This is a genomic window from Paenibacillus sp., assembly GCF_048976745.1.
In the GTDB taxonomy this organism is placed as follows: domain Bacteria; phylum Bacillota; class Bacilli; order Paenibacillales; family Paenibacillaceae; genus Paenibacillus.
The window spans coordinates 48,995-71,201 of sequence record NZ_JBHGUU010000022.1 but is presented as its reverse complement, the minus strand read 5'-3'; the positions used below and the strand labels follow the sequence as shown (position 1 = coordinate 71,201).

The window sequence follows — 22,207 nt, the reverse complement described above, 5'->3', positions numbered from 1 at the left end:
GTGTTATCATGCCCAAAATGAAAACAAAATCGCATTTTGTATACTTGTCGACAAGTTGAGCCGCAATCACTCACAGCGGATATGATTGCAAACGCCTTGCTCCTTTTAGGAATCAAAGCTTTCGTGCAGGGTTTTACCAGAATCTTGGAAATACGTGCGGACTCCAGCCTGAATGAGCATTTTGTCACCAGACTCCAGTGCTTCAACGAGCAAACGGTGTTTCTCAATTACAGCGCTTACTTTCTGTTCACCTTGAACGAATACTCTGCGCGTCGTGAGCAGCATAACGGTCATCACAACATATCGAATACTCTTCCATAGATGTGAGATACGGGAATGCTGGGCGGCTTCAATAATCGTTTCATGGAAAACGAGATCCTGGTAGGCGAATTCGACAGCATCCTGATGTCGTCCTGCGAGTTGCATTTTGTCGATCACGTTACGTAACTGGGTGATTAATGACGCTGGAACATCACCTGCGAGTCGTTGCTGCACAAAACTTTCAATCAGGAAACGAACATCGTACAATTCTTCGACATCCTTGATTCGTAGTCCAATGACAACGACACCCATACGTTCAAGTCGAATAAGCCCTTCATTGGACAATGTACGTAACGCTTCACGGACAGGTGAACGACTGCTGTCAAAATCAGCCGCAATTCGATTTTCCGACAAAATCTCTCCAGGTCGAAGGGTACCGCTAATGATCCGCAGCCTTAATTCGCAGGCAATGGCTTCACCACGGGAAGCCCCTTGAAGCCAGGAAGAAGGAAATAGCATATGGCTAACGCTCCTATTAATAGTAATCAGTTCATTACTGATCATAGCATAACTATTTTGCCGACTGGACATTTCAGTTCAATCCATAGTCTGTAGCTCCAAGCTAACGGCTAATGTTTTTTTCAAAGGACTACTAAAGGCCGGTAAGTGAAACTGCTCCATCAATATACTTGTATACAAGATGTGATTTTTATCCTACACCTTTCTCAAAAGCTTGTAAACCTTAATTGAAGCGGATACAACCTGATTAGAATTCGACGATATTTATAGCCTATAATCATTATCCACATGTGAATAACTTCAAACAGAATGAAATAAAGAAGATAACGGGCATTGAAGGGTGTGGATAACTATAAATGCTGAAATAGGGTGATCTGATCGGGGGCTGGGGATAACTTTCAGGACTCTCTTCAAGGTTTGATTATGGTAATCAAGTGAAGGGACTGTGGGCATTATTTTGGGTGAGATGGAGAATGGATCTAAAAGAGGGAGAAGCCTTGCGCCTTGCAGTTGACTTTTCCAGGTGAGCATGGTTAAATATATAAAGGTGTTTTCTGTGAAGATGAAAGTGATTCATCACATAAGTATTTCCTTGTGAGGAGGTGCAATACATTGAGACCTACATTCAAACCGAACGTTAGCAAACGTAAAAAAGTTCATGGTTTCCGGAAAAGAATGAGCACGAGCAACGGCCGTAAAATTTTGGCCGCACGTCGCCTTAAAGGCCGTAAAAACCTGAGTGCTTAATGCATTGAAGACCACCGAGGTGGTCTTTTTTTTCTTAATTAGCTCAATTCAGACTGGATGCTGCTATAGATCAGGTCTGAATGGTCTGCGAAAAAGTGCTGCACACACACGAAGTATGTTGAGTGAGTTTTCCATTTGTCGAAAACTTACCTTATATAATGATGATCGTTGGATCGGTTTCAATGGCCGATCAACCTTCATCCCGGATGAATGCTGATTAGTTCAAGTAGCTGATTAACAATCATCCCGGATGAATGCTGATCAGTTCAAATTAGCTGATTAACAATCATCCCAAATGAAGTTGTCGCCAAGACGGTTTACCGTCATTCAAGAAAGCCTATACTAAATCAGTAATGAGGCCTCCGTCAATAACATTGGTGGAGAACAGCAAGGAGAAGCGCCGTGTATAAAAGACTGCGTCTACGAAACCGGGCGGACTTTAGCCGCGTATACCGGTATGGGAAATCGTTTGCCAATCATCAATTCGTGGTGTATGGCTGTCGCCGTAAAGATACCGAACAATTTCGAGTCGGCGTATCATGCAGCAAGAAAATCGGAAACGCTGTCGTACGCAACCGGATGAGACGCATGATCAAGGAAATTGTTCGTCATCATGAGCATGAGATCGTCACGCAGATGGATCTGATTTTTATTGTCAGAAAAGGTGCACTGGACATGCCATATAAGGAAATGGAAAAAAGCCTGCTACATGCGATGCGAAAGGGCTCTCTTTTGAAGTCGAGCAAGCGGTAAGCTTCGGTTTATTTGTCCTCCTAATTATGGTATGATTTACGGTGGAATGGAATGGTTAAGAGAGGGGTTATGAAGTGTCGCGATTGAAGACATCAAAGGGGAAGTGGATTCTCCTCATTGCAGTCATTGCAATGGTCACTGTACTCGCCGGATGTACTCCACAAGGAGCCGGGGTTACTACGGAAGATCTGAAGAATAGTGGCTCATTCTGGCAAAGCAATGTTGTGTACTGGTTCTCACTGGCGCTGGATACATTCGCCAACTGGTTTAACGGTGAATATGGACTGGCCGTCCTCGTGATGGTGCTTATTGTACGGACATTGATTCTACCATTAACAATGAAACAAGTCCGTAGCTCCAAAGCTATGCAGGCAATTCAGCCGCAGCTGAAGGAGATTCAAGCCAAGTTTAAAGATACACCTGAGAAAGTTCAGCAAGAAACAATGAAGTTGTTTCAGGAGAATAAAGTTAATCCGATGGCGGGTTGTCTGCCGCTTATCATTCAGATGCCGATTTACATCGCACTTTATAACTCAATTTACGGAAACTCCAGTCTGAGAACACATGATTTCTTGTGGCTCCAGCTCGGGGAACCGGATCACCTGTTTATTTTGCCAGTGCTGGCTGCGATCACTACATTCATTCAAACATGGATGATGATGCGTATGAACCCTGCACAGCAAGTGGGACCAATGCAGTTCATGTTATGGGTTTATCCTATCTTGATCTTCGTGATGTCCTATCAGTTCCCGTCAGCACTTCCGCTGTACTGGTTCTACAGTAACATCTACACGATCGTGCAAAACTATTTCCTTTACCGGAATAATGATAAAATCGTGGCTGAGGTCAACGTGAAGCAGAATAGCTCTTCCAAAAATGGAGCTAAACGCAAAAACGGTGGCAAAGCGACCGTCTCTGGAAAAGGGTCGAAAGGGGCCAAAAAATCGAAATGACCAAAGTCATTACGTCAGGAAAAACCGTTGAAGATGCTGTAAACCAAGGATTGACCGAGCTTGGCGTAAGTCGGGACAAGGTCGAGATACAAGTGTTAGAGCAGCCGTCAAAAGGATTCCTGGGTTTGTTCGGGGTGAGGGCGGCCAAAGTTGAAGTAAAATTATTGCCTGCACCGGAAGTTGTTCCACAGCCGATCAAGCCAGCTGCATACAAAACTGAAGTAGATGTATTACTTGAGGATGTCGCAGCTAAAAATCCCTATGAAGAAGCGGCTGCTTTCTTGAAAGAGGTCGCAGCAGGTATGGGACTGGATGTTGAAGTGCATATCAAAAAACAACGGGATGGACATATCTTCAATATTGCCGGCGAAGATCTGGGCATGATTATTGGCAGACGTGGACAGACGCTGGATGCGCTTCAGTATCTAACGAACATTGTAGCGAACCGATATTCGGAAAGCTTCGTTCGAATTGTGCTCGACGCGGAGAATTTCCGTCAACGTCGGCGGAAAACGCTGGAGGATCTGGCTGAACGGTTGGCCGGACAAGCAATCCGTACTGGCAAGGAAGTTGTACTGGAGCCCATGCCTCCGCTCGAACGAAAAGTCATTCATGCAAAACTGCAAAACCACCCGCAGATTAAGACGTTAAGTAAGGGTGAAGAGCCTAATCGGCGTGTGGTCATTACGACGAAATAACACGAAATTGAAGACGCAATGGCTTCCTGCCCGGTGCAGAAGCCATTGCTTTTTTCGTACAGAAGCAATTTGGTAAGCTGCATACAGCAAGTGAAGAGCGAGTAAAGAGTGAACTTAATACGATTAGTGGCATGTCATATGTTATATCATTAATAGATTTGAAAATGGATATGGCGTCCCCCCAGGGACGGCAATTTTAAAATAGAGCAAGGAGAGATAACCATGATCAGTGATACGATCACAGCGATATCAACGGCTGTCGGAGAGGCGGGGATTGCCGTGATCCGGGTCAGCGGCCCGGAAGCAGTGTCGGAGACGGAAAAGATTTTCCGCAGTAAAACCCCTTTAACTCAGGCAGCATCCCATACGGTTCATTATGGTCATATCATAGATCCGGCGAGCGGCGAGAAGATCGAGGAAGTGCTGGTAACAGTCATGCGCGCACCTCGATCGTTCACAACAGAAGATGTCGTGGAGATCAGTGCCCATGGCGGTGTGGTGTCCGTAAAACGGGTCATGGACCTGCTATTGCAGCTCGATATTCGTCTGGCTGAACCTGGTGAGTTCACGAAGCGTGCTTTCCTTAATGGACGGATTGACCTGTCTCAGGCTGAAGGGGTCATGGATCTTATTCGTTCCAAATCGGACCGGGCTTTCTCGGTTGCATTAAAACAGGTTGAAGGCAAACTTTCCTCCAAACTGCGTGATCTACGATATACTCTGGTGGAAACATTGGCTCATATTGAAGTAAATATCGATTATCCAGAGCATGATGTGGAGTCGTTAACATCTGATTTTATTAAAGAAAAGTCCAGTCAGGTTATGACTGAAATTGATAAATTGTTGACTACAGCAGAACAAGGAAAGATCCTGCGAGAAGGCATCACGACGGCGATCGTTGGACGGCCTAACGTAGGTAAATCTTCATTGATGAATACACTTGCGCAAGACAATCGAGCTATCGTCACCGACATTCCAGGAACAACTCGTGATGTAATTGAAGAGTTTATTACGATTAATAATATCCCGTTAAAGTTGCTTGATACGGCAGGAATTCGGGAAACGATGGACGTTGTGGAGAAGATCGGGGTAGAACGTTCCCGTTCTGCGGTAAGTGAAGCTGATCTGATCTTGATGGTTGTGAATGCTGCGGAGCCACTGCATCCGGATGAGATTGAATTATTGGAACAAATCCGCGGTAGACAATCGATAATCATTATGAATAAAATGGACTTAACGCCACAGGTAGAACGTGACGTGCTGCTTCGATACATCCCGGAAGAACGGCTTGTACCGATGTCAGTGAAAGATGATTTGGGTGTGGATCGACTGGAAGAAGCGATCTCTACGCTATTCTTCAGTGGTAAACTGGAGTCCGCAGACCTGACCTATGTCAGTAATGTGCGTCATATTGCGTTGCTCAAAAAAGCAAAGCAGTCCCTGGTGGATGCCTATGAAGCAGCAGAGCAGTTCATTCCAATCGATATGATTCAGATTGATGTTCGTTTGGCGTGGGAGCATTTAGGCGAGATTGTTGGAGATACAGCGCATGATGCATTAATTGATCAGATTTTCTCCCAGTTCTGTCTAGGAAAGTAAAAATAATATACTGCCGATTGACTTAAATCGTAGTGTATGATGGAGAGGTACAATTTCTGCCTGTTGTCAAAGGATGGAATGATATTGTAGCCATTACGTGTTGGTTTTATATAGATAGGAATGAAAGTTCCGATGAACGGTTGGAAGTATTTTGTTTTCATGATTGTAGTACATGATCCGCCTGTGTAGGTTACACCAAATGCAGCGGAATAAGGAGGTAAACAGGGATGGCTTTTGATGGCGGCAGTTATGATGTAATCGTCGTTGGTGCAGGACATGCTGGTGTGGAATCCGCGCTGGCCGCAGCCCGTATGGGGTCCAAAACACTGATGATTACGATCAATCTGGATATGGTGGCCTTTATGCCTTGTAACCCATCTATTGGGGGACCGGCCAAAGGACATGTTGTTCGTGAGATTGATGCTCTTGGTGGAGAAATGGGACGAAATATTGATAAAACCTTTATTCAGATGCGTATGCTTAACACAGGTAAAGGACCTGCTGTTCACGCGCTTCGTGCTCAGGCAGATAAATTCTCCTATCAGCACAAAATGAAGGAAACGATGGAGAATGAACGTAATTTAACGATGCGTCAGGGTATGGTTGATCGCCTGATCGTTGAAGACGGAAAATGTGTAGGAGTGGTGACTCAGACCGGAACCGAGTATCGGGCCAAAGCGGTTGTTCTGACAACAGGCACATACTTGCGCGGTAAAGTGATCATGGGTGAGTTGATGTATGAGAGTGGACCGAACAATCAACAACCATCTCTTAAATTGTCAGAGCATCTGCGTGAACTGGGCTTTGATCTGGTTCGTTTCAAAACAGGTACACCACCACGTGTGCACAAGGATACAATTGATTTTAGCAAAACCGAAATTCAGCCTGGCGATGATGAGCCGAAGTTCTTTTCCTATGAAACAGAATCTTCTGATAATGAGCAGTTGCCTTGCTGGTTGACGTATACCTCTGTGGAAACACATCAGATTATTAATGATAATCTGCATCGTGCACCGATGTTTTCGGGTGTAATTGAAGGGACTGGACCGCGTTATTGTCCATCCATTGAAGATAAAATTGTTCGGTTTAGCGACAAACCGAAACATCAGATTTTCCTCGAGCCGGAAGGCAAAAATACATCCGAGTATTATGTGCAGGGACTATCTACAAGTCTGCCAGAAGATGTTCAACTTGCGGTTCTGCGCTCCATTCCAGGTATGGAAAAAGTGGAAATGATGCGTAACGGTTATGCGATTGAATACGATGCGATGGTACCTACACAATTGTGGCCATCACTTGAAACCAAACGTCTGCCAGGTCTGTTCACAGCAGGTCAGATTAATGGTACTTCCGGTTATGAAGAAGCCGCTGGACAAGGCGTTATGGCCGGCATTAACGCAGCACGCAAAGTACAAAATAAAGAGCCAATTGTGCTTGATCGTTCCCAAGGTTATATTGGCGTGCTGATTGATGATCTAGTGACAAAGGGTACAAATGAACCGTATCGTCTGTTGACTTCACGCGCTGAATATCGTCTGTTGCTTCGTCATGATAATGCAGATATGCGCTTGACGGAAATCGGACATGACATTGGCCTGATCCCTGAAGATCGTTATGCGAAATTCCTGGATAAAAAGGCAAAAGTTGAGCAGGAAGTTGCGCGTCTGAAAGTGGCTAAAGCTCGCCCGGTTGAAGTGAACGCGAAGCTTGAAGAGTACGGATCTACACCTATTCAGGATGGAAGTACATTGCTTACCTTGCTTCGTCGCCCAGAGCTGGGGTATGAACTGATTGAACAGATCTCACCATCTGAGGTAGAACTGACAGCAGATATGAAAGAACAAGTTGAAATACAAATTAAATATGCGGGTTATATTGAGAAACAATTGATCCACGTGGAACGTTTGCAAAAGATGGAGAAAAAGAAAATTCCGGACACCATCGTATATGATGAGATTCATGGCCTTGCTATGGAAGCCAAACAGAAGCTCGCTACGATTCGTCCAATCTCGATTGGTCAGGCTTCTCGTATTGCTGGAGTTACTCCTGCCGACATCTCCATTCTGCTGGTCTACCTGGAGCATTATAACCGTGTAACCGCAGCAAGGGGACAATAATGGACGATATTCAACGGCAGCTTCAGCTGCGCTTGAAGGAACATGGGTTAGAACTGGGAGAACTCCAGTTGGAGCAATTCGAGCTGTATTATCAGGAACTGGTATCCTGGAATGAAAAGATGAATCTGACCGGAATTACGGATCGGGAGCAAGTGTATACCAAGCATTTCTATGATTCGGTATCCCTGGCTTTTTATACAGACATGACTAAAGTGAATAAGCTGGCTGACATTGGTTCTGGAGCAGGTTTTCCTGGATTGCCACTGAAAATCTGTTTCCCGCACATTAAGCTTACGATCATTGATTCATTGAATAAACGGATTGGCTTTCTACAGCATGTGGTAGATATTCTTGGTCTGACAGATGTCGAGTTGGTCCATGGACGTGCTGAAGAGATTGGACGTAAAGAAGGGTATCGTGACAGCTACGATCTCGTTACGGCGCGTGCAGTAGCCAAGCTGGCTGTGCTGAATGAATTCTGTCTTCCTTTTGTTCGTAAAAGTGGAATATTCGCTGCGATGAAGGGTGGAGACCCACGTGAGGAAATGAAGGAAGCGGAGTTCAGCTTCAATCAGCTGAAAGGACGGGTTAAAGCCGTTCATCCATTTCAGTTGCCGGTTGAAGAATCAGAGCGTCATATCATCCTGATTCAGAAATTTGATAAGACACCATATAAGTATCCACGTAAACCAGGCACTCCGATGAAGACTCCACTGGTATAAGTGCGTGATCGCTGTGTGTAGTCAGTCCTAACTAAATAGAATGTAGACACGGATAAGAAGATGTTTCACGTGAAACATCTTCTTTTTTTGTTTTCTGAAAGGGAGGGCTGGGTTAACATCATAGGTACTCCGTATTATATAACTCTTTAAAGAACCTATAATGGTGAATTTCATGCACAGTAGCTCATGGACAATTTCATTAATTGAATGTGTACAAGTCGTCATATTTCCAATATTCACAAAGAAAAAGCAGGAAAATTAGCAGAGTTTAAAGAATAGGTAAGCATAGGATTATGATAGAAAAGATGATAGAATAGAAGTATCCGATCCTGGGTCACAGCGATCATAGATTATATGTATAGATAGATGGATATGCGTTTAATGTTGCATGACAGAAAGCGTTATAAAAGGCAAAACTTATTCCAAGAACGATGCATGTCAAGGGTCGATTATTGAATAAGAAGCACCTGCAAATACTGTGGGAGCTATTACGAAACTAGGTGGTAATCTGCGGAATGAAAGAACAATTTTCGAAGTTGTTTGGTTTGGCGGAGCGCAATAACGGAGATGAGATCAAACAGATTCCGGTTAATGAAATTGTGAGCAGCCCATATCAACCCCGTACTATTTTTGATGATGATAAAATTGATGAGTTGTTGCAGACGATCAAAACACATGGCGTAATTCAGCCTATTGTCGTTCGCGTGCGAAATGGATCATATGAGATTATTGCCGGGGAACGTCGCTGGCGTGCAGTTCGAAAACTGGGTTTGGATACGATTCCGGCTATTGTACGTGAATTCAACGATTCTCAGGCCGCATCCATTGCACTGATTGAGAACCTGCAGCGTGAAGGATTGACTTCAATTGAAGAAGCCGTCGCTTATCAGAAGCTGATCGACTTGCATCAACTGACACAAGAAAGTCTTGCACAACGACTCGGCAAAAGCCAGTCAACCATCGCCAACAAAATCAGATTGTTACAGCTTCCGGATGGCATTAAGGCTGCATTGATGGAACGTAAAATTACTGAACGCCATGCAAGAGCATTACTTTCTCTCGACACGGAAGAACTGCAGATGAAGTTGCTCAGTGAGATTATCGAAAAAGAATTAAACGTGAAACAGACAGAGGCACGTGTTGCCTTCTACAAGGAATCTTCCAAGATCAAAAAATCCAAACGGGTTTCCTTTACCAAGGACGTAAGACTTGCACTTAATACGATTCGCCAATCCATTGATATGGTAACTGGCTCTGGTCTGGACATCAAAACAAAAGAAGCAGACCATGAGGATCATTATGAGATCGTTATCCATATTCCAAAACGTAAATAATTGAAGCTTATGGCGGCAATGGGCCGCTTTTTATGTCTATAAAGCAAGCTAGGTCTGGCATTTTTAAAGAACGGTATATGAATGGAACGGTAGTTGTTGTTTGTGTGGACGATAGCCGCCTGCTTTTTGTTAACAATATCTCACAACCTACAAGAAAAGACTCCTATTTTATTTGAGGTGAAGTAATTGTCTAAGATTATGGCCGTAGCAAATCAAAAGGGCGGTGTGGGGAAAACGACGACATCTGTTAACTTGGGTGCAGGACTGGCTTCACTCGGGAAAAGAGTATTGCTTGTCGATATTGACCCTCAGGGGAATACAACCAGCGGAGTTGGAATCAATAAAGCAGATGTGGCTAATTGTATATATGATGTCATTATTAATGAGGTTCCTCCTCAAGAAGCGATTGTGGAGACTCAGATTGAAGGCCTTCATATCATACCTGCAACGATTCAGCTTGCGGGAGCCGAGATCGAATTGGTGTCCACAATATCACGGGAAGTTCGCCTGAAAAAATCACTCGCCATGGTGAAAAAAAACTATGATTACATACTGATCGATTGTCCACCATCCCTTGGTATGTTAACGATCAATTCGTTGACTGCTTCCGATTCGGTGATCATTCCGATTCAGTGTGAGTATTATGCACTTGAAGGATTAAGCCAGTTGCTTAATACGGTTCGTCTGGTACAAAAACATCTGAATACATCCTTGCAGATTGAAGGGGTATTGCTGACGATGTTTGATGCACGAACCAATCTGGGGATACAGGTTATTGAAGAAGTGAAAAAGTATTTTCAACAAAAAGTATATCAAACGATTATTCCGCGCAACGTACGGCTTAGTGAAGCACCATCTCATGGTCAATCCATTATCACGTATGACCCTCGTTCAAGAGGGGCGGAAGTGTATTTAGAGCTCGCAAAGGAAGTGATTTCTTATGAGTAAGCGGCTTGGAAAAGGTCTTGATGCCCTCATTCCTTCGCTTTCAATTAATGACGATGATAAAGTCGTAGAAATCCCGATTAGTCAACTGCGGGCTAACCCCTATCAACCACGTAAAGTATTTGATGAGGGCGCAATACATGAACTGGCTGAGTCCATTCGTCAGCATGGTGTCATACAACCCATTATTGTTCGTCCTGTGTTACGAGGTTATGAGATTATTGCCGGAGAACGACGGTTCAGAGCTTCGCAATATTGTGGTAATGCCACCGTACCAGCTGTAGTCCGTAATTTCAGTGATCAGCAGGTAATGGAGATTGCGTTGATTGAGAACCTGCAACGGGAGAATCTGAATGCCATGGAAGTTGCAGTTGCTTATCAGGGGTTAATGGATCAATTCGCGTTGACTCAGGAAGAGTTGTCTGTAAAAGTAGGTAAATCACGTTCTCATATTGCTAACTTCTTGCGTCTGTTATCATTGCCCGAAGAAGTAAAAGACCATGTTTCACGTGGAACATTATCTATGGGACATGCACGTGCCATCGTGGGTGTTAAAGACGAGGTTATAGTGAAGCAACTGGCCAAACAAACCATTGATCAGCAATGGAGTGTACGTGAGTTGGAGGAAGCTGTTCAACAACTGGATCGTTCCAAAACAGGTGAGGCTAAAGCCAAATCAAAGTTAAAAAAGAAAGATCCATTCATTGATACGTTGGAAGAATCTCTACGTGAACGTTTCAAAACAACAGTGAAAATTAAGCACAATAAAGATAAAGGTAAAATTGAGCTCAACTACTACAGTCAACAGGATCTGGAACGACTATTGGAATTGTTACAATAATAGTCGGGTCTAAGATTCATTAACAACATGCGGGGCTTACTCATGTCATGACATATCGCCTCTGTACCATGGAGAAACGATATGTCATTCTTTGTTTATAGGGTCATATGTATAGTACGTATGGGAGAATTATTAATTTATGGGACAGAGGTGGTTATGAGGTGGAGAGAATTATCTATCTGGATCATGCAGCAACATCTTGGCCCAAACCACCTGCTGTCGGTGATGCGATGCTAAATGCCATGGAGATTGCAGGGGCTAATCCTGGCAGAGGAAGCCACAGAATGGCTGTTCAGGCAAGTCGTATACTGTTCGAGGCGAGAAAATCGATATCCAATATGTTTGGTATTAATAATGCGAATGATGTTGCCTTCGGGTCAAATACGACAGAAGCACTGAATTTGGCTATTCAAGGTTCGCTCAAGGAAGGCGACCATGTGATTGCTACCATGGCTGAACATAATTCAGTTAGACGCCCACTGGAGTACATGCGCAGATTGCGAAATGTGGAGATTGATTATGTACCTGTTAATACTGCGGGAGCCATTGATCTGTTGCAAATGGAACGTATGTTTCGTTCCAATACGAGATTGGTGGTATGTACACATAGTTCCAATTTACTTGGCAGTATTCTTCCTATTGGAGAAATTTCGCTCCTGTGTCGTAAACAACGGGCGATCTTGTTGGTAGATGCAGCTCAGAGTGCTGGGGTTATGCCTGTGAATGTACAACAATTGGGCATAGATATGTTGGCTTTTCCAGGGCATAAAGGACTGCTTGGTCCTCAGGGTACAGGGGGCTTGTACATTGCTCCTGAGCTCGATATAGAGCCTTTACTCCACGGGGGAACAGGAAGTCAGTCAGAAGCGCTGGAGCAGCCAAAGGTGCGTCCTGATCGGTATGAAGCGGGGACGCCGAATACAGTCGGGATTGCTGGGCTGAATGCGGGTGTGAAGTATGTACTTGATCTGACACCAGCGTCCATCTACCAACATGAGTGGGAACTAACTCAACATATGATGGATGGGTTGTCATCCGTTAAGGGGATACGAATGCTTGGTCCAGAGATTGGACAGCCACGTACCGGATTAGTATCATTTACTGTAGATGGGTATGATTCAGCACAACTCGCATTCCGATTAGATCGGAATTATGGGATTGCGGTTCGCTCCGGCTTTCATTGCACACCGCTTGCACACGAATCTGCAGGTACAACCGCTACCGGAGCAGTAAGGGCAAGTGTGGGATACAATTCAACTCGAGACCATGTGGATGCACTCGTCAAGGCAATGTTGGAATTGACGGGCCAGACCAATTAGAGTTGAAATGATGCACTCATCTGTTACAGAACGGCTTGATTAAGCTTATGGATATCGGGTTGATTAATAATAAATGGTAATATTACAGACAGACGTAATCTGATCAAAAATATAGAGGGGTAGTTGCACTTACATGGCTGAATTAAACGAGCTGATTCTGGAACAGCTGTTATGGATTATTGGCGGAATGGCATTACTTACGGTTATCTTGCTGATTGTGAGTATTGCTCAAGGGGCAAAGTTACGAAAGTTTAAACGTAAATATGAAGCCATGATGGCTGGCAGTGGAGTAGAGGACCTGGAATCGTTGCTGATTAATCTGAAAATTCAGATGGACAGCATTGAGGATGAACACAAACTGCAAACGAATCAGCTGCAAGTTGTCATGCAAAAGCTGACCCGCATTCAAGGTAAAGTTGGTGTGAAGAGATACAATGCTTATGGAGAGCGAGGCAGTGATCTGAGCTTCTCCATGGCTATGATTAACGACAGCCAGGATGGCATGATCCTTACGGGGATCTATAACCGGGACGGTTCTTACGTATATGCCAAACCTCTTAAAGGGGGAGAGTCCACCTACACTCTGTCCCCAGAGGAAAAGGAAGCTATTACTCTGGCACAGCAAGCAGAGTAGAACGTGTATGCCATTCCCGGATGGCCGAGTACAGACTGCTGGATATAATCTCGGACATGCGCATAACGAGACTGAGCCGTGTGTTCTGTAGAACAAAGTATTCCATAAAGCCGCCGACGTTAACGATACCTGTCAGATGGATATCGCCGACCGGCGGTAATTCTTTATTTACTCCCGCACCGGGTTTGAGTGGACCATTGACGACTTGAATGCATCCTACACTGGATGATTGTCCAAGACAGGCATCAATGCCAATCACATAAGGGTTATGGTGTGTTTTCTGTATGTTGTGAAGTGTATCCTGCAGGTTCATCGCATGGACGGGTTCATCCAAGGTACCATATAGATGGAATAAAGGGCTGTCCCACTTGGAAAGGGCTGATCCGACCAGAGGACCAAGGCAGTCACCTGTTGAGCGATCTGTGCCGATGCAGACGATCACTACATTTTGCAGAGAATGGGCTTTATAGAGGTGGAACATTAAACGATGGGTAATGGCGGAGTGAATGCCTGGATCAGTATGGGGGATTTTCAAACTGGTCATGTCTTGTGATGAAAAGGAACGCGAAGTAGGATTCATAGGATCTATCCTTTCCCTTGGAATAGTAGTAACAGTATATGGAAAGGTAGAGCGTTTTATACTTCACGAGGACAAGCTTTTTCTCAAAGGTTGGACATATGGTGAAAGGAGCCGGATATGGACGAATGGATTAACGATTGGATGCTGATTGCGTTTGATTCAACCCAGCAGGCACTGCGTGCTGAAATGCTGCTGGAGTTTGCTGAAATAGAAATCGACTTGTTCCCTACGCCAAAAGAAATTACAGCAGGGTGTGCGCTATGTATCCAGTTTCCAAAAGAGGATCTGGAGCGAGTACAAAAGATCATTCGTAACGAGTTCGTAGAGATCCGAGGCCTCTATTTCAAAACAGAAGACAGCTATGATAACATACCGATGTAGAGGAGGCATGATGGATGTTGCCATTTCAATTTGCTCAAGGGAATATAACTAGTGGTACCGCAACCGCCGTTGGTGAAGCCCTGCGTTGGACAGACAAAGTGTGGAACAAAATTGCAGATCCCGATATGTGGCTTAACATTATGTTCAGCTCAATTCGGATCATCATTATTTTTATCATCACCCGCATTGTCATTAAGGTGGTATACCGAATTATAGATCGTTCCATGGAACGCAAGCAGGAAGGCAAGATTCGCGTGAATCCGCGCAGATTCGTAACTGTAGGGGAACTTCTAAAAAATGCGACCTCCATAACATGTAATTTCATTATGATTCTGCTACTGTTATCTGAGATCAACATCCAAGTTGGACCTCTCCTCGCGAGTGCCGGTGTGCTTGGGCTTGCCATTGGTTTTGGTGCACAGGGGCTGGTTAAGGATGTGATTACGGGTTTCTTCATTATATTGGAGGACCAGTTCGCTGTGGGGGATGTTATTCAGACGGGAACCTACAAGGGAACGGTTGAGGTGATCGGACTTAGAACAACCAAACTGGTCAGCTGGCAAGGTGAGGTGCATATTATCCCGAACGGGACGATTGCTAGTGTAACGAATTACTCCATGTCGAATTCACTGGCTGTGGTAGATATTCCGATGAAGGCGGACTTTAGTCTCGATGAGTCGGTACATCTGGTGAAGAAGTCTTTGGTCGGGATTGAAGAGCGTGACCTCAATATTGTGAAGGTGCCGGATGTGCTTGGTATACAGTCGATGTCTACATCAGAGTATGTGGTGCGGATTGTAGCTGAATGTATGCCTAACTCTCGTGCCTCTGTGGAACGTCAAATTCAAGGCGATGTGAAAAAAACGTTGGAATATCATGAGATGAGTCATCAAGCAGCATTGGAACAGGCAGCAGCTTTGGAGAAAGATGAGGGGGATGGCACAGGTGGAGCGTAAAAGTTTCCAGCTTGGGGATATCGTGCAGATGAAGAAGCAGCATCCCTGTGGCAGCAATGAGATGGAGATCATTCGAATGGGTATGGATATTCGGATCAAGTGTGTCGGATGTAAGCATAGCGTGTTGATTCCTAGAGCAAAATTCGAGAAAAACATGAAGAAAGTATTGCGTTCAGCCGAAGATTCCACTGAATCATGATCTTGAAGTGATTCGGGATGCAGTACGCGTAATAACGTTTACATGCAGGCTCCGAAGGAGTATTGCGTTCTGTAAATGATCATGCTATAATCAATATTGCTGCGGAAAGGTACCCAAGAGGCCCAAGGGGGCTGACTCGAAATCAGTTAGGCGTGTCACAGCGTGCGTGGGTTCGAATCCCACCCTTTCCGCCACTTCAATTGTAACTTACTCAATACACATTGAGTTTAATAAAAGGATTGAAAAGAAGACTTTCCATTAGGAAAGTCTTTTTTGTATAACGTTATATCAAATAAATATGTATTGAACTTAACTCGTATAAATATCAGCTGCATTATTCATGACTAAAACGAAAAATAAAGAGCCCCGAAGGGCTCTTTATCCGGCGGTGCATTTGTTTGTTAGGAAACAATCGGTCGTAACAATCAGAAACCTGGTGTACTGCACGTAGCAATACGCGTGCTTCAGACGAAGGGCCTTACTACACATAACCATTTGCTTCTTAAATTACGTGATGAATCTCCAACAGCGAATGAACGGCTTCGTTGTCCAACGGAACCACACCTCTCTCGTGCACCGCCTAATTGTATTATGTGCTTTATTCCGTCTTATATACATGGATCTTAAAAAAAAATTGCGGTCAATGAACGCGGGCTTTGGTCAGCTTCTTCCACTTGCGATTATGATTGCTTGTTTCGGGGAAAGATTCACCTTTTTGCAGTGTTACCCGCTTGGGGTTCTGAATTTCCGTAACAAAGCTTTTTTCCCCAACTTCCGTATACTCTCCATCGTTTGGTGCTTTGTCTCCTGGTTCAAACTCGGTTTTTTCACCCATGATAAAACCTCCTCTGCAGATTATGTTACTTTGTTGCTTCTGTAGTGTGCTCCATAGCCGGTCTGATCATGTGCCAATATGTACAGGGAACGTTTGCTTGCACTTTGACTCGGTATTTGTTATATTAATATAGTTCGAGTTTGTGCTCGTTCCTTGCTCTCAACCTGGATTGAGGGCCAGAGTCCATAAGGAGGTGAAAATTATGCGCAAATATGAAGTGATGTACATTATTCGTCCTGACATTGAGCAAGAAGTTGTTCAAGCTACAGTCGATAAATTCCAAGGCATCATCTCCAACGGCGGTGGTGAAGTTACAGCTCACGACGTTATGGGTAAACGCCGTCTTGCGTATGAGATCAAGAAATTCCGTGATGGTTTTTATGTTCTGGTACATTTCACTGCTGAACCAGCAGTTGTAACTGAACTTGAGCGTCTCATGAAGATTTCTGACGAAGTAATTCGTTATCTCATTACCAACGACGTTAAGTCTGCTTAAGACAACTCGTGATTAACGCACCAATACGCTCTGAAGGAGGGGATTACATTGTTGAACCGTGTCATTCTGATCGGACGGTTAACCCGGGATCCTGAGTTGCGTTACACTCCAGCAGGAGTAGCAGTTACGCAATTTACTTTGGCAGTGGACAGACCGTTTACAAGCCAAGGGGGAGAAAAGGAAGCCGATTTCATTCCGGTCGTAACCTGGAGACAGCTTGCCGAGACCTGTGCAAACTACTTGCGCAAAGGACGCCTGGCTGCAGTCGAAGGACGCATTCAAGTACGGAACTACGAGAATAACGAAGGAAAACGTGTATACGTGACCGAAGTTATTGCCGATAATGTCCGTTTCTTGGAGTCAGCTAACCGTGATAATAGCGGTGGCGGCGGTGGGCAACCAATGCGTGAAGAGCCTTCTTATGGAGGCGGCGGACGCGCGAACAATAACAATAATTCGCGTAGCAACAATCAGGATCCTTTTTCCGATGACGGAAAACCGATTGATATATCGGATGATGATTTGCCATTTTAACATGAGCTGATACTCTTAGGAGATATGGGTTACATGATAGGAAAGGACTGAAAAGCATGGGCTTCAAGCAAAGAGAAGGCGGAGACAACGATAAAAGACCGGCACGTCGTGGCGGCCGTAATAAACGTCGTAAAGTGTGCTTCTTCACAGCTAACAAAATTACTCACATCGATTATAAAGATACGGACTTGCTTCGTAAATTTATCAGCGAACGTGGAAAAATTTTGCCACGCCGTGTAACAGGTACTAGCGCTAAATACCAACGCATGCTGACGATTGCAATCAAACGCTCCCGTCAAATCGCATTATTGCCATACACAACTGAGTAGTTTTTACTCAGCTTGCATACGAAGCAGTCGGCTTATAGCCGGCTGCTTTTTTGTATATATCAATAGAAGTAATAGAAATAACATGTCCGCTCTAACAAATGGAAGTATTCAATGCTGTGGTGATAGAAGCATTCACGGCTCAAATGAATTATAATAGAGTCTAATCTACTGAAAAGGCTCAGTTAGCAGGAATAGCTTATTTCAGAATAATCACCAGGAGTGGATATGAATACATCAAAACGTAAAGGCAAACAGAGAAAAAAGAGAAGTCTGAAAACCTGGATTATAGCTACTCTTTTACTTTCCATTATATATGTATGGTTACAGCAAAAAGGTGATATAGATAACATGTGGCCCGGAACAACGATCCAAGAAGCTATGCCCATCACCGGCCTTCATCCTGTGGTAGCAGAGAATGAGAAACTATTGGTACGTAAGGCAGCGAGACGTGGAATAGAGATTGTTATCACCCACGGCTACCGAAGTTCCGAGGAGCAAGATGCTCTATTTAACCAAGGACGCTCAAGTGCAGGCAATATTGTTACTAATGCGCGTGGTGGTGAGTCATATCATAACTATGGATTAGCTATTGATTTTGCACTGAGAACGCCTGAGGGTGATGTGGTGTGGGATATGGAACGAGATGATAACGGGAATGGCAAGGCAGACTGGATGGAAGTTGTGGATCTAGCCAAAGAGTTAGGTTTCACTTGGGGTGGAGACTGGGCAAACTTTCCGGACTATCCTCACTTACAGATGGATTTTGGCTTGAATATCAATGAGTTAAAACGTGGTAAAAGACCTCCTGAATCTCAGTAAAATGATATTATATATACAATTAAATGAATAAATATTAGATAAGCTCTGCATTTTGCAGGGCTTTTTTCTTTCTTTTGTAAAATAAATGATAAAAGATGACAATTTGGTCTTTACATTAGCAAATAAATAAAACTATACTAGAATAACTAGATTTTTTACTTTGATCGTACTTATTATTTCAAATGTAAGCATGACGGCTCCAAATGAATAAACTTCAGCTATAGATCGTGATATAATCAACAACTATAAATATAACATTTACCTCACGCAACATTAGGAATATCTACTCTAATTAAAACATACACATACACTAGATGTAACTAATATGTTATGTATATGTTAAATTGAGTAATTCCCTATATACACCACGTTGCCAAAAACATGATAATACCTCCCAAAATCCTTGCTATATGCCTTTAAAGTATTACTAATATCCAAATCTGTAGTATAAAAAACATTTATACCAAAAATCTCAAAATAAGCATTGACGTTAGCTAAAATTACACGTATGATTACATTAATTATTTTGATGTATAATTCCGCTAGGAATTATCAACATTAATTGACCAATGGTCTAAATGAAAGTCTCTTAAACTTGTTTCTCCTAATGATTTGGTATTTTGTATAAGCTATTGTTCGTTATCTTCAAGAACTTGGAAATATACAGTGGATGCATTCTTCTACACACGAATACAATCTGCGGAAATTATGGGGTTAGGGTGATTGATTTGAATACAGAGCTATTGGAAGTCAGAAATCTAACAACATCATTCAGAATTGAAGATGACTATTATGCAGCAGTGGATCACGTTAACCTTAAGGTGAAAAAAAATGAAGTGTTGGCGATTGTAGGTGAATCCGGGTCAGGTAAAAGTGCTTTTGCATTCTCTCTTATGGGTTTGCATAACAAAGCAAAAATCGAAGGCCAGATTCTCTATAAAGGACAAGATATTGCCAACATCTCCCCAAACAAGTTGAACAAACTACGCGGTAAAGAAATGGGTATGATTTTTCAGGATCCATTGTCCGCGTTAAATCCTCTAATGATTATTGGTGAACAGATTGAAGAGATCCTCACACTTCATCAGTCTAAGCTGTCTTCCAGAGAGAAGAGAGAAAAGGTCATTCACTTATTGAATCAGGTAGGGATTCCACGTCCCGAACAAATATACAAGCAGTATCCCCACGAATTATCTGGTGGTATGAGACAGAGAATTGTCATCGCCATTGCGATTGCCAACAAACCGGAACTACTCATAGCCGATGAACCAACGACGGCGCTTGACGTTACGATTCAACTACAGATTCTGGAGCTGATCCGTGATCTGAAGAATGAAATTAACGCAGGCATTATTCTGATTACACATGATTTGGGTGTCGTAGCTGAGATGGCTGATCGTGTTGCTGTAATGTATGCAGGAGAAATTGTTGAAATCGCAGATATCTTCACATTGATGAACGATGCGAAGCATCCGTATACCCGCTCATTGTTGAACTCTATTCCCACTCTGTCTGAAGAAAGATCCAAATTGCATGTCATTCAAGGCATCGTACCATCACTCAAAAATCTTCCTCGCAAAGGGTGCAGATTCAAAGCCCGAATTCCATGGATTAGTGAATCGGCTCATGAAGAGAACCCACAGATGCATGAAATTGCACCAGGTCACTTTGTACGGTGTACCTGTTACCAGCACTTTCATTTCCCTGACCAAAGCTGAGGAGGAATAACATAATGGCATTACTCGAAGTAGAAGGGCTCAAGATACACTTTCCGATTCGCGGTGGATTGCTTAAACGGGAAATTGGCAGTGTAAAGGCTGTTGACGATGTTAGCTTCTCCATTGAACAAGGACAGACCTATGGTCTGGTTGGCGAATCAGGATCAGGCAAGACAACAACAGGCAGAGCCATTATTGGGCTAAACCATGTCACTGACGGAAAGATACTGTTTAACGGCAAAAATCTGGCTACGGAGCGACGTAAGAACAGGCAGCTCCAGCGGGATGTACAAATGATTTTTCAAGACCCGTATTCATCACTGAATCCAAAGAAGCGGGTTATCGATATCATCGCTGAGCCGTTTCGTAACTATGAGCGTCTGACAGCGACCGAGGAGAAAAGACAAGTAAGAGAATTGCTTGAAAAGGTTGGCCTGAGTCCGGAGTCCATCTACAAATATCCGCATGAATTCTCAGGGGGACAGCGCCAACGGATCGGCATTGCACGGGCTATTGCACTGAAGCCAAAGCTGATTATTGCTGATGAACCTGTATCTGCACTCGATGTATCGGTACAGGCTCAGGTACTCAACTTCATGCAGGAAATCCAAAAAGAATTAAATCTGACGTATCTGTTCATCAGTCACGATCTGGGCATCATCCGTCATATGTGTGACGAGATTGGAATTATGTATAAAGGTCGATATGTGGAACAGGGCACAACAAATGATATTTTTGAAAATCCACAACACATTTATACCAAACGTCTTATTGCAGCCATACCGGATATGGACCCAACCAAGCGTGAGGAAATGATAGCTTTCCGTCAGCAGATTAAGTCCGAGTATGAACATTCATACCGTAATTTCTTTGATGAGGAAGGACTTGCTTACTCGCTCCAATCCATTTCCAATACTCACCGAGTAGCTCTACCTCAGAAAGGTTGAAGGTCATATGTGGAAAACAATAGTACGCAGAATTATCATAATGATTCCTCAGGTTTTTTTGCTCAGTCTCTTGGTCTTTTTGATGGCCAAGGCTATGCCGGGGGATGCACTTACCGGACTGCTTGATCCAAGTATCGATCCGAAAGCACTGGATGAACAACGTGAGCGACTCGGACTAAACAATCCATGGTATGTGCAATATTGGGACTGGATTAGGAATGCAGCTGTCGGAGATTTTGGACAATCCTTCCGCTTCAAAATGCCGGTTACGGATCTGATTGGCCAGCGGATTGCCAATACATTCTGGCTCGCTTTGGCCACACTCGTCTTAACGTATCTCATTGCGATCCCACTCGGAATTATCAGTGGTCGTTACAACGACACTTGGTCTGACCGACTGATTACAGGATACACGTACTTGGGATTTGCAGCACCGCTGTTCATATTCGCACTGGTGATGGTTTGGGTCTTCGGATTCCATTTTGGATGGTTCCCAACAGGAGGAAGCGTGGCACCGGGTCTTACTCCTGGAACATTCGATTATGTTGTAAGCAAGATACACCATTTGCTACTGCCAGCACTATCAATGGCGTTGATTTCCACCGTTTCGACCGTACAGTACCTGCGTAGCGAGATTATCGACATCAAGCATAAAGAATTTGTTCTTACCGCGAGAGCCAAAGGCGCTTCGGAGTCCCGCATTTACAACAGACATATCCTTAGGAACTCCTTGTTGCCAATCGCTGCATTTTTCGGATATGAGATTACCGGATTGATCGGCGGTACTATTTTTATTGAGAGTATATTCAGCTATCCGGGTATGGGACAGTTGTTCCTGAATTCCATCTCTTTAAGGGATTTCAGTGTGGTTACCGCACTTGTACTCTTATATGGGATAGCTACCATTCTGGGATCATTGCTGTCTGATATTATTCTAGGATTAGTCGATCCGCGTATTCGCATTAAGTAAG

The 22,207-nt window shown here is 43.8% G+C and carries 25 protein-coding genes and 1 tRNA gene; 23 read left to right on the top strand and 3 right to left on the bottom strand.

What is annotated here, in order from left to right; all coding sequences use genetic code 11:
- Positions 1-105 precede the first annotated feature (105 nt).
- Positions 106-780: a GntR family transcriptional regulator gene (locus ACE3K2_RS24430; protein ID WP_339238903.1), complete on the bottom strand. Its 675-nt coding sequence runs from the start codon at positions 778-780 to the stop codon at positions 106-108.
- A gap of 612 nt (positions 781-1,392) precedes the next feature.
- Here ACE3K2_RS24430 and rpmH point away from each other — a divergent pair.
- The 12 genes from rpmH (at position 1,393) to ACE3K2_RS24370 (ending at position 13,442) form a co-directional block, all read left to right on the top strand.
- Positions 1,393-1,527, top strand: a complete 135-nt coding sequence (gene rpmH / locus ACE3K2_RS24425) for a 50S ribosomal protein L34 (RefSeq protein ID WP_017691413.1) — start codon at positions 1,393-1,395, stop codon at positions 1,525-1,527.
- 402 nt (positions 1,528-1,929) lie between these two features.
- Positions 1,930-2,280, top strand: a complete 351-nt coding sequence (gene rnpA, locus ACE3K2_RS24420; protein WP_036611981.1) for a ribonuclease P protein component — start codon at positions 1,930-1,932, stop codon at positions 2,278-2,280.
- 74 nt (positions 2,281-2,354) lie between these two features.
- Positions 2,355-3,233, top strand: coding sequence for a YidC/Oxa1 family membrane protein insertase (locus ACE3K2_RS24415; protein ID WP_338589664.1), 879 nt, complete (start codon positions 2,355-2,357; stop codon positions 3,231-3,233).
- On the top strand, positions 3,230-3,931 hold the full coding sequence (jag, locus tag ACE3K2_RS24410) for an RNA-binding cell elongation regulator Jag/EloR (protein ID WP_421896072.1): 702 nt from the start codon (positions 3,230-3,232) through the stop codon (positions 3,929-3,931). The genes ACE3K2_RS24415 and jag overlap by 4 nt, the downstream gene beginning before the upstream one ends.
- Before the next feature lie 222 nt (positions 3,932-4,153).
- Entirely contained in the window at positions 4,154-5,530 is a 1,377-nt protein-coding gene (mnmE, locus tag ACE3K2_RS24405; protein WP_421896069.1) for a tRNA uridine-5-carboxymethylaminomethyl(34) synthesis GTPase MnmE, read from the top strand.
- Between the two features lie 227 nt (positions 5,531-5,757).
- On the top strand, positions 5,758-7,647 hold the full coding sequence (mnmG, locus tag ACE3K2_RS24400; RefSeq protein ID WP_421896066.1) for a tRNA uridine-5-carboxymethylaminomethyl(34) synthesis enzyme MnmG: 1,890 nt from the start codon (positions 5,758-5,760) through the stop codon (positions 7,645-7,647).
- Complete coding sequence (gene rsmG / locus ACE3K2_RS24395; RefSeq protein ID WP_421896063.1) at positions 7,647-8,369, top strand: 16S rRNA (guanine(527)-N(7))-methyltransferase RsmG; 723 nt, start codon at positions 7,647-7,649, stop codon at positions 8,367-8,369. Before mnmG ends, rsmG begins: the two co-directional genes overlap by 1 nt.
- 515 nt (positions 8,370-8,884) lie before the next feature.
- Positions 8,885-9,703, top strand: coding sequence for a nucleoid occlusion protein (noc, locus tag ACE3K2_RS24390; RefSeq protein ID WP_421896060.1), 819 nt, complete (start codon positions 8,885-8,887; stop codon positions 9,701-9,703).
- Positions 9,704-9,889: 186 nt separating this feature from the next.
- On the top strand, positions 9,890-10,651 hold the full coding sequence (locus tag ACE3K2_RS24385; RefSeq protein WP_024629525.1) for a ParA family protein: 762 nt from the start codon (positions 9,890-9,892) through the stop codon (positions 10,649-10,651).
- Positions 10,644-11,489 carry a ParB/RepB/Spo0J family partition protein gene (locus tag ACE3K2_RS24380; RefSeq protein WP_036611964.1) on the top strand — a complete coding sequence of 282 codons (846 nt, stop codon included), beginning with the start codon at positions 10,644-10,646 and terminating at the stop codon, positions 11,487-11,489. The genes ACE3K2_RS24385 and ACE3K2_RS24380 overlap by 8 nt, the downstream gene beginning before the upstream one ends.
- A 161-nt stretch (positions 11,490-11,650) precedes the next feature.
- Positions 11,651-12,808 carry an aminotransferase class V-fold PLP-dependent enzyme gene (locus tag ACE3K2_RS24375; protein ID WP_421896055.1) on the top strand — a complete coding sequence of 386 codons (1,158 nt, stop codon included), beginning with the start codon at positions 11,651-11,653 and terminating at the stop codon, positions 12,806-12,808.
- A gap of 133 nt (positions 12,809-12,941) precedes the next feature.
- Positions 12,942-13,442: a DUF4446 family protein gene (locus ACE3K2_RS24370; protein WP_307540945.1), complete on the top strand. Its 501-nt coding sequence runs from the start codon at positions 12,942-12,944 to the stop codon at positions 13,440-13,442.
- Here ACE3K2_RS24370 and yyaC read toward each other — a convergent pair.
- The gene (gene yyaC, locus ACE3K2_RS24365) at positions 13,417-14,022 is read right to left on the bottom strand and encodes a spore protease YyaC (RefSeq protein WP_036611957.1); all 606 of its coding nucleotides are present in this window, start codon (positions 14,020-14,022) and stop codon (positions 13,417-13,419) included. The genes ACE3K2_RS24370 and yyaC overlap by 26 nt on opposite strands.
- 117 nt (positions 14,023-14,139) lie before the next feature.
- On the opposite strand from yyaC, the gene ACE3K2_RS24360 reads away from it, so the two are divergent.
- The 4 genes from ACE3K2_RS24360 to ACE3K2_RS24345 all read left to right on the top strand — a co-directional run bounded on the left by ACE3K2_RS24360 (position 14,140) and on the right by ACE3K2_RS24345 (position 15,752).
- Complete coding sequence (locus ACE3K2_RS24360) at positions 14,140-14,403, top strand: DUF3343 domain-containing protein (RefSeq protein WP_017691427.1); 264 nt, start codon at positions 14,140-14,142, stop codon at positions 14,401-14,403.
- Between the two features lie 14 nt (positions 14,404-14,417).
- Positions 14,418-15,359: a mechanosensitive ion channel family protein gene (locus ACE3K2_RS24355; RefSeq protein ID WP_421896050.1), complete on the top strand. Its 942-nt coding sequence runs from the start codon at positions 14,418-14,420 to the stop codon at positions 15,357-15,359.
- A complete protein-coding gene (locus tag ACE3K2_RS24350; protein ID WP_036611950.1) occupies positions 15,349-15,558 on the top strand; it encodes a DUF951 domain-containing protein in 210 nt (69 codons plus the stop codon). The genes ACE3K2_RS24355 and ACE3K2_RS24350 overlap by 11 nt, the downstream gene beginning before the upstream one ends.
- A gap of 103 nt (positions 15,559-15,661) precedes the next feature.
- Positions 15,662-15,752: transfer RNA gene (locus ACE3K2_RS24345), tRNA-Ser, on the top strand.
- Between the two features lie 446 nt (positions 15,753-16,198).
- Here the strand turns inward: ACE3K2_RS24345 and ACE3K2_RS24340 are convergent.
- A complete protein-coding gene (locus tag ACE3K2_RS24340) occupies positions 16,199-16,393 on the bottom strand; it encodes a YjzC family protein (protein WP_421896047.1) in 195 nt (64 codons plus the stop codon).
- Between the two features lie 202 nt (positions 16,394-16,595).
- On the opposite strand from ACE3K2_RS24340, the gene rpsF reads away from it, so the two are divergent.
- From rpsF to opp4B, 7 genes are all read left to right on the top strand, one after another.
- Complete coding sequence (gene rpsF / locus ACE3K2_RS24335; protein WP_036611944.1) at positions 16,596-16,889, top strand: 30S ribosomal protein S6; 294 nt, start codon at positions 16,596-16,598, stop codon at positions 16,887-16,889.
- A 48-nt stretch (positions 16,890-16,937) separates the two neighbouring features.
- Positions 16,938-17,423, top strand: coding sequence for a single-stranded DNA-binding protein (gene ssb, locus ACE3K2_RS24330; RefSeq protein WP_017691432.1), 486 nt, complete (start codon positions 16,938-16,940; stop codon positions 17,421-17,423).
- 56 nt (positions 17,424-17,479) lie between these two features.
- Positions 17,480-17,752, top strand: coding sequence for a 30S ribosomal protein S18 (gene rpsR, locus ACE3K2_RS24325; RefSeq protein WP_017691433.1), 273 nt, complete (start codon positions 17,480-17,482; stop codon positions 17,750-17,752).
- Positions 17,753-17,977: 225 nt separating this feature from the next.
- Positions 17,978-18,571: a M15 family metallopeptidase gene (locus ACE3K2_RS24320; protein ID WP_421896042.1), complete on the top strand. Its 594-nt coding sequence runs from the start codon at positions 17,978-17,980 to the stop codon at positions 18,569-18,571.
- A gap of 728 nt (positions 18,572-19,299) precedes the next feature.
- Positions 19,300-20,289, top strand: coding sequence for an ABC transporter ATP-binding protein (locus ACE3K2_RS24315; RefSeq protein WP_091036480.1), 990 nt, complete (start codon positions 19,300-19,302; stop codon positions 20,287-20,289).
- A 14-nt stretch (positions 20,290-20,303) separates the two neighbouring features.
- Positions 20,304-21,236 (top strand): ABC transporter ATP-binding protein, encoded by a 933-nt coding sequence (locus ACE3K2_RS24310; RefSeq protein WP_091035246.1) that lies wholly within the window; start codon positions 20,304-20,306, stop codon positions 21,234-21,236.
- 7 nt (positions 21,237-21,243) lie between these two features.
- Positions 21,244-22,206 (top strand): oligopeptide ABC transporter permease, encoded by a 963-nt coding sequence (gene opp4B, locus ACE3K2_RS24305; protein WP_091035248.1) that lies wholly within the window; start codon positions 21,244-21,246, stop codon positions 22,204-22,206.
- Position 22,207: the final 1 nt, after the last annotated feature.

Excerpts from the sequence above, each read along its gene's own strand:
- noc (WP_421896060.1), top strand. The coding sequence starts at position 8,885 with ATGAAAGAACAATTTTCGAAGTTGTTTGGTTTGGCGGAGCGCAATAAC.
- ACE3K2_RS24430 (WP_339238903.1), bottom strand. The coding sequence starts at position 780 with ATGCTATTTCCTTCTTCCTGGCTTCAAGGGGCTTCCCGTGGTGAAGCC.
- ACE3K2_RS24380 (WP_036611964.1), top strand. The coding sequence starts at position 10,644 with ATGAGTAAGCGGCTTGGAAAAGGTCTTGATGCCCTCATTCCTTCGCTT.
- mnmG (WP_421896066.1), top strand. The coding sequence starts at position 5,758 with ATGGCTTTTGATGGCGGCAGTTATGATGTAATCGTCGTTGGTGCAGGA.
- ACE3K2_RS24370 (WP_307540945.1), top strand. The coding sequence starts at position 12,942 with ATGGCTGAATTAAACGAGCTGATTCTGGAACAGCTGTTATGGATTATT.
- rsmG (WP_421896063.1), top strand. The coding sequence starts at position 7,647 with ATGGACGATATTCAACGGCAGCTTCAGCTGCGCTTGAAGGAACATGGG.
- ACE3K2_RS24320 (WP_421896042.1), top strand. The coding sequence starts at position 17,978 with ATGAATACATCAAAACGTAAAGGCAAACAGAGAAAAAAGAGAAGTCTG.
- opp4B (WP_091035248.1), top strand. The coding sequence starts at position 21,244 with ATGTGGAAAACAATAGTACGCAGAATTATCATAATGATTCCTCAGGTT.
- yyaC (WP_036611957.1), bottom strand. The coding sequence starts at position 14,022 with ATGAATCCTACTTCGCGTTCCTTTTCATCACAAGACATGACCAGTTTG.
- ACE3K2_RS24310 (WP_091035246.1), top strand. The coding sequence starts at position 20,304 with ATGGCATTACTCGAAGTAGAAGGGCTCAAGATACACTTTCCGATTCGC.
- rpsF (WP_036611944.1), top strand. The coding sequence starts at position 16,596 with ATGCGCAAATATGAAGTGATGTACATTATTCGTCCTGACATTGAGCAA.
- rpsR (WP_017691433.1), top strand. The coding sequence starts at position 17,480 with ATGGGCTTCAAGCAAAGAGAAGGCGGAGACAACGATAAAAGACCGGCA.
- ACE3K2_RS24340 (WP_421896047.1), bottom strand. The coding sequence starts at position 16,393 with ATGGGTGAAAAAACCGAGTTTGAACCAGGAGACAAAGCACCAAACGAT.
- jag (WP_421896072.1), top strand. The coding sequence starts at position 3,230 with ATGACCAAAGTCATTACGTCAGGAAAAACCGTTGAAGATGCTGTAAAC.
- ACE3K2_RS24355 (WP_421896050.1), top strand. The coding sequence starts at position 14,418 with ATGTTGCCATTTCAATTTGCTCAAGGGAATATAACTAGTGGTACCGCA.
- ACE3K2_RS24360 (WP_017691427.1), top strand. The coding sequence starts at position 14,140 with ATGGACGAATGGATTAACGATTGGATGCTGATTGCGTTTGATTCAACC.
- mnmE (WP_421896069.1), top strand. The coding sequence starts at position 4,154 with ATGATCAGTGATACGATCACAGCGATATCAACGGCTGTCGGAGAGGCG.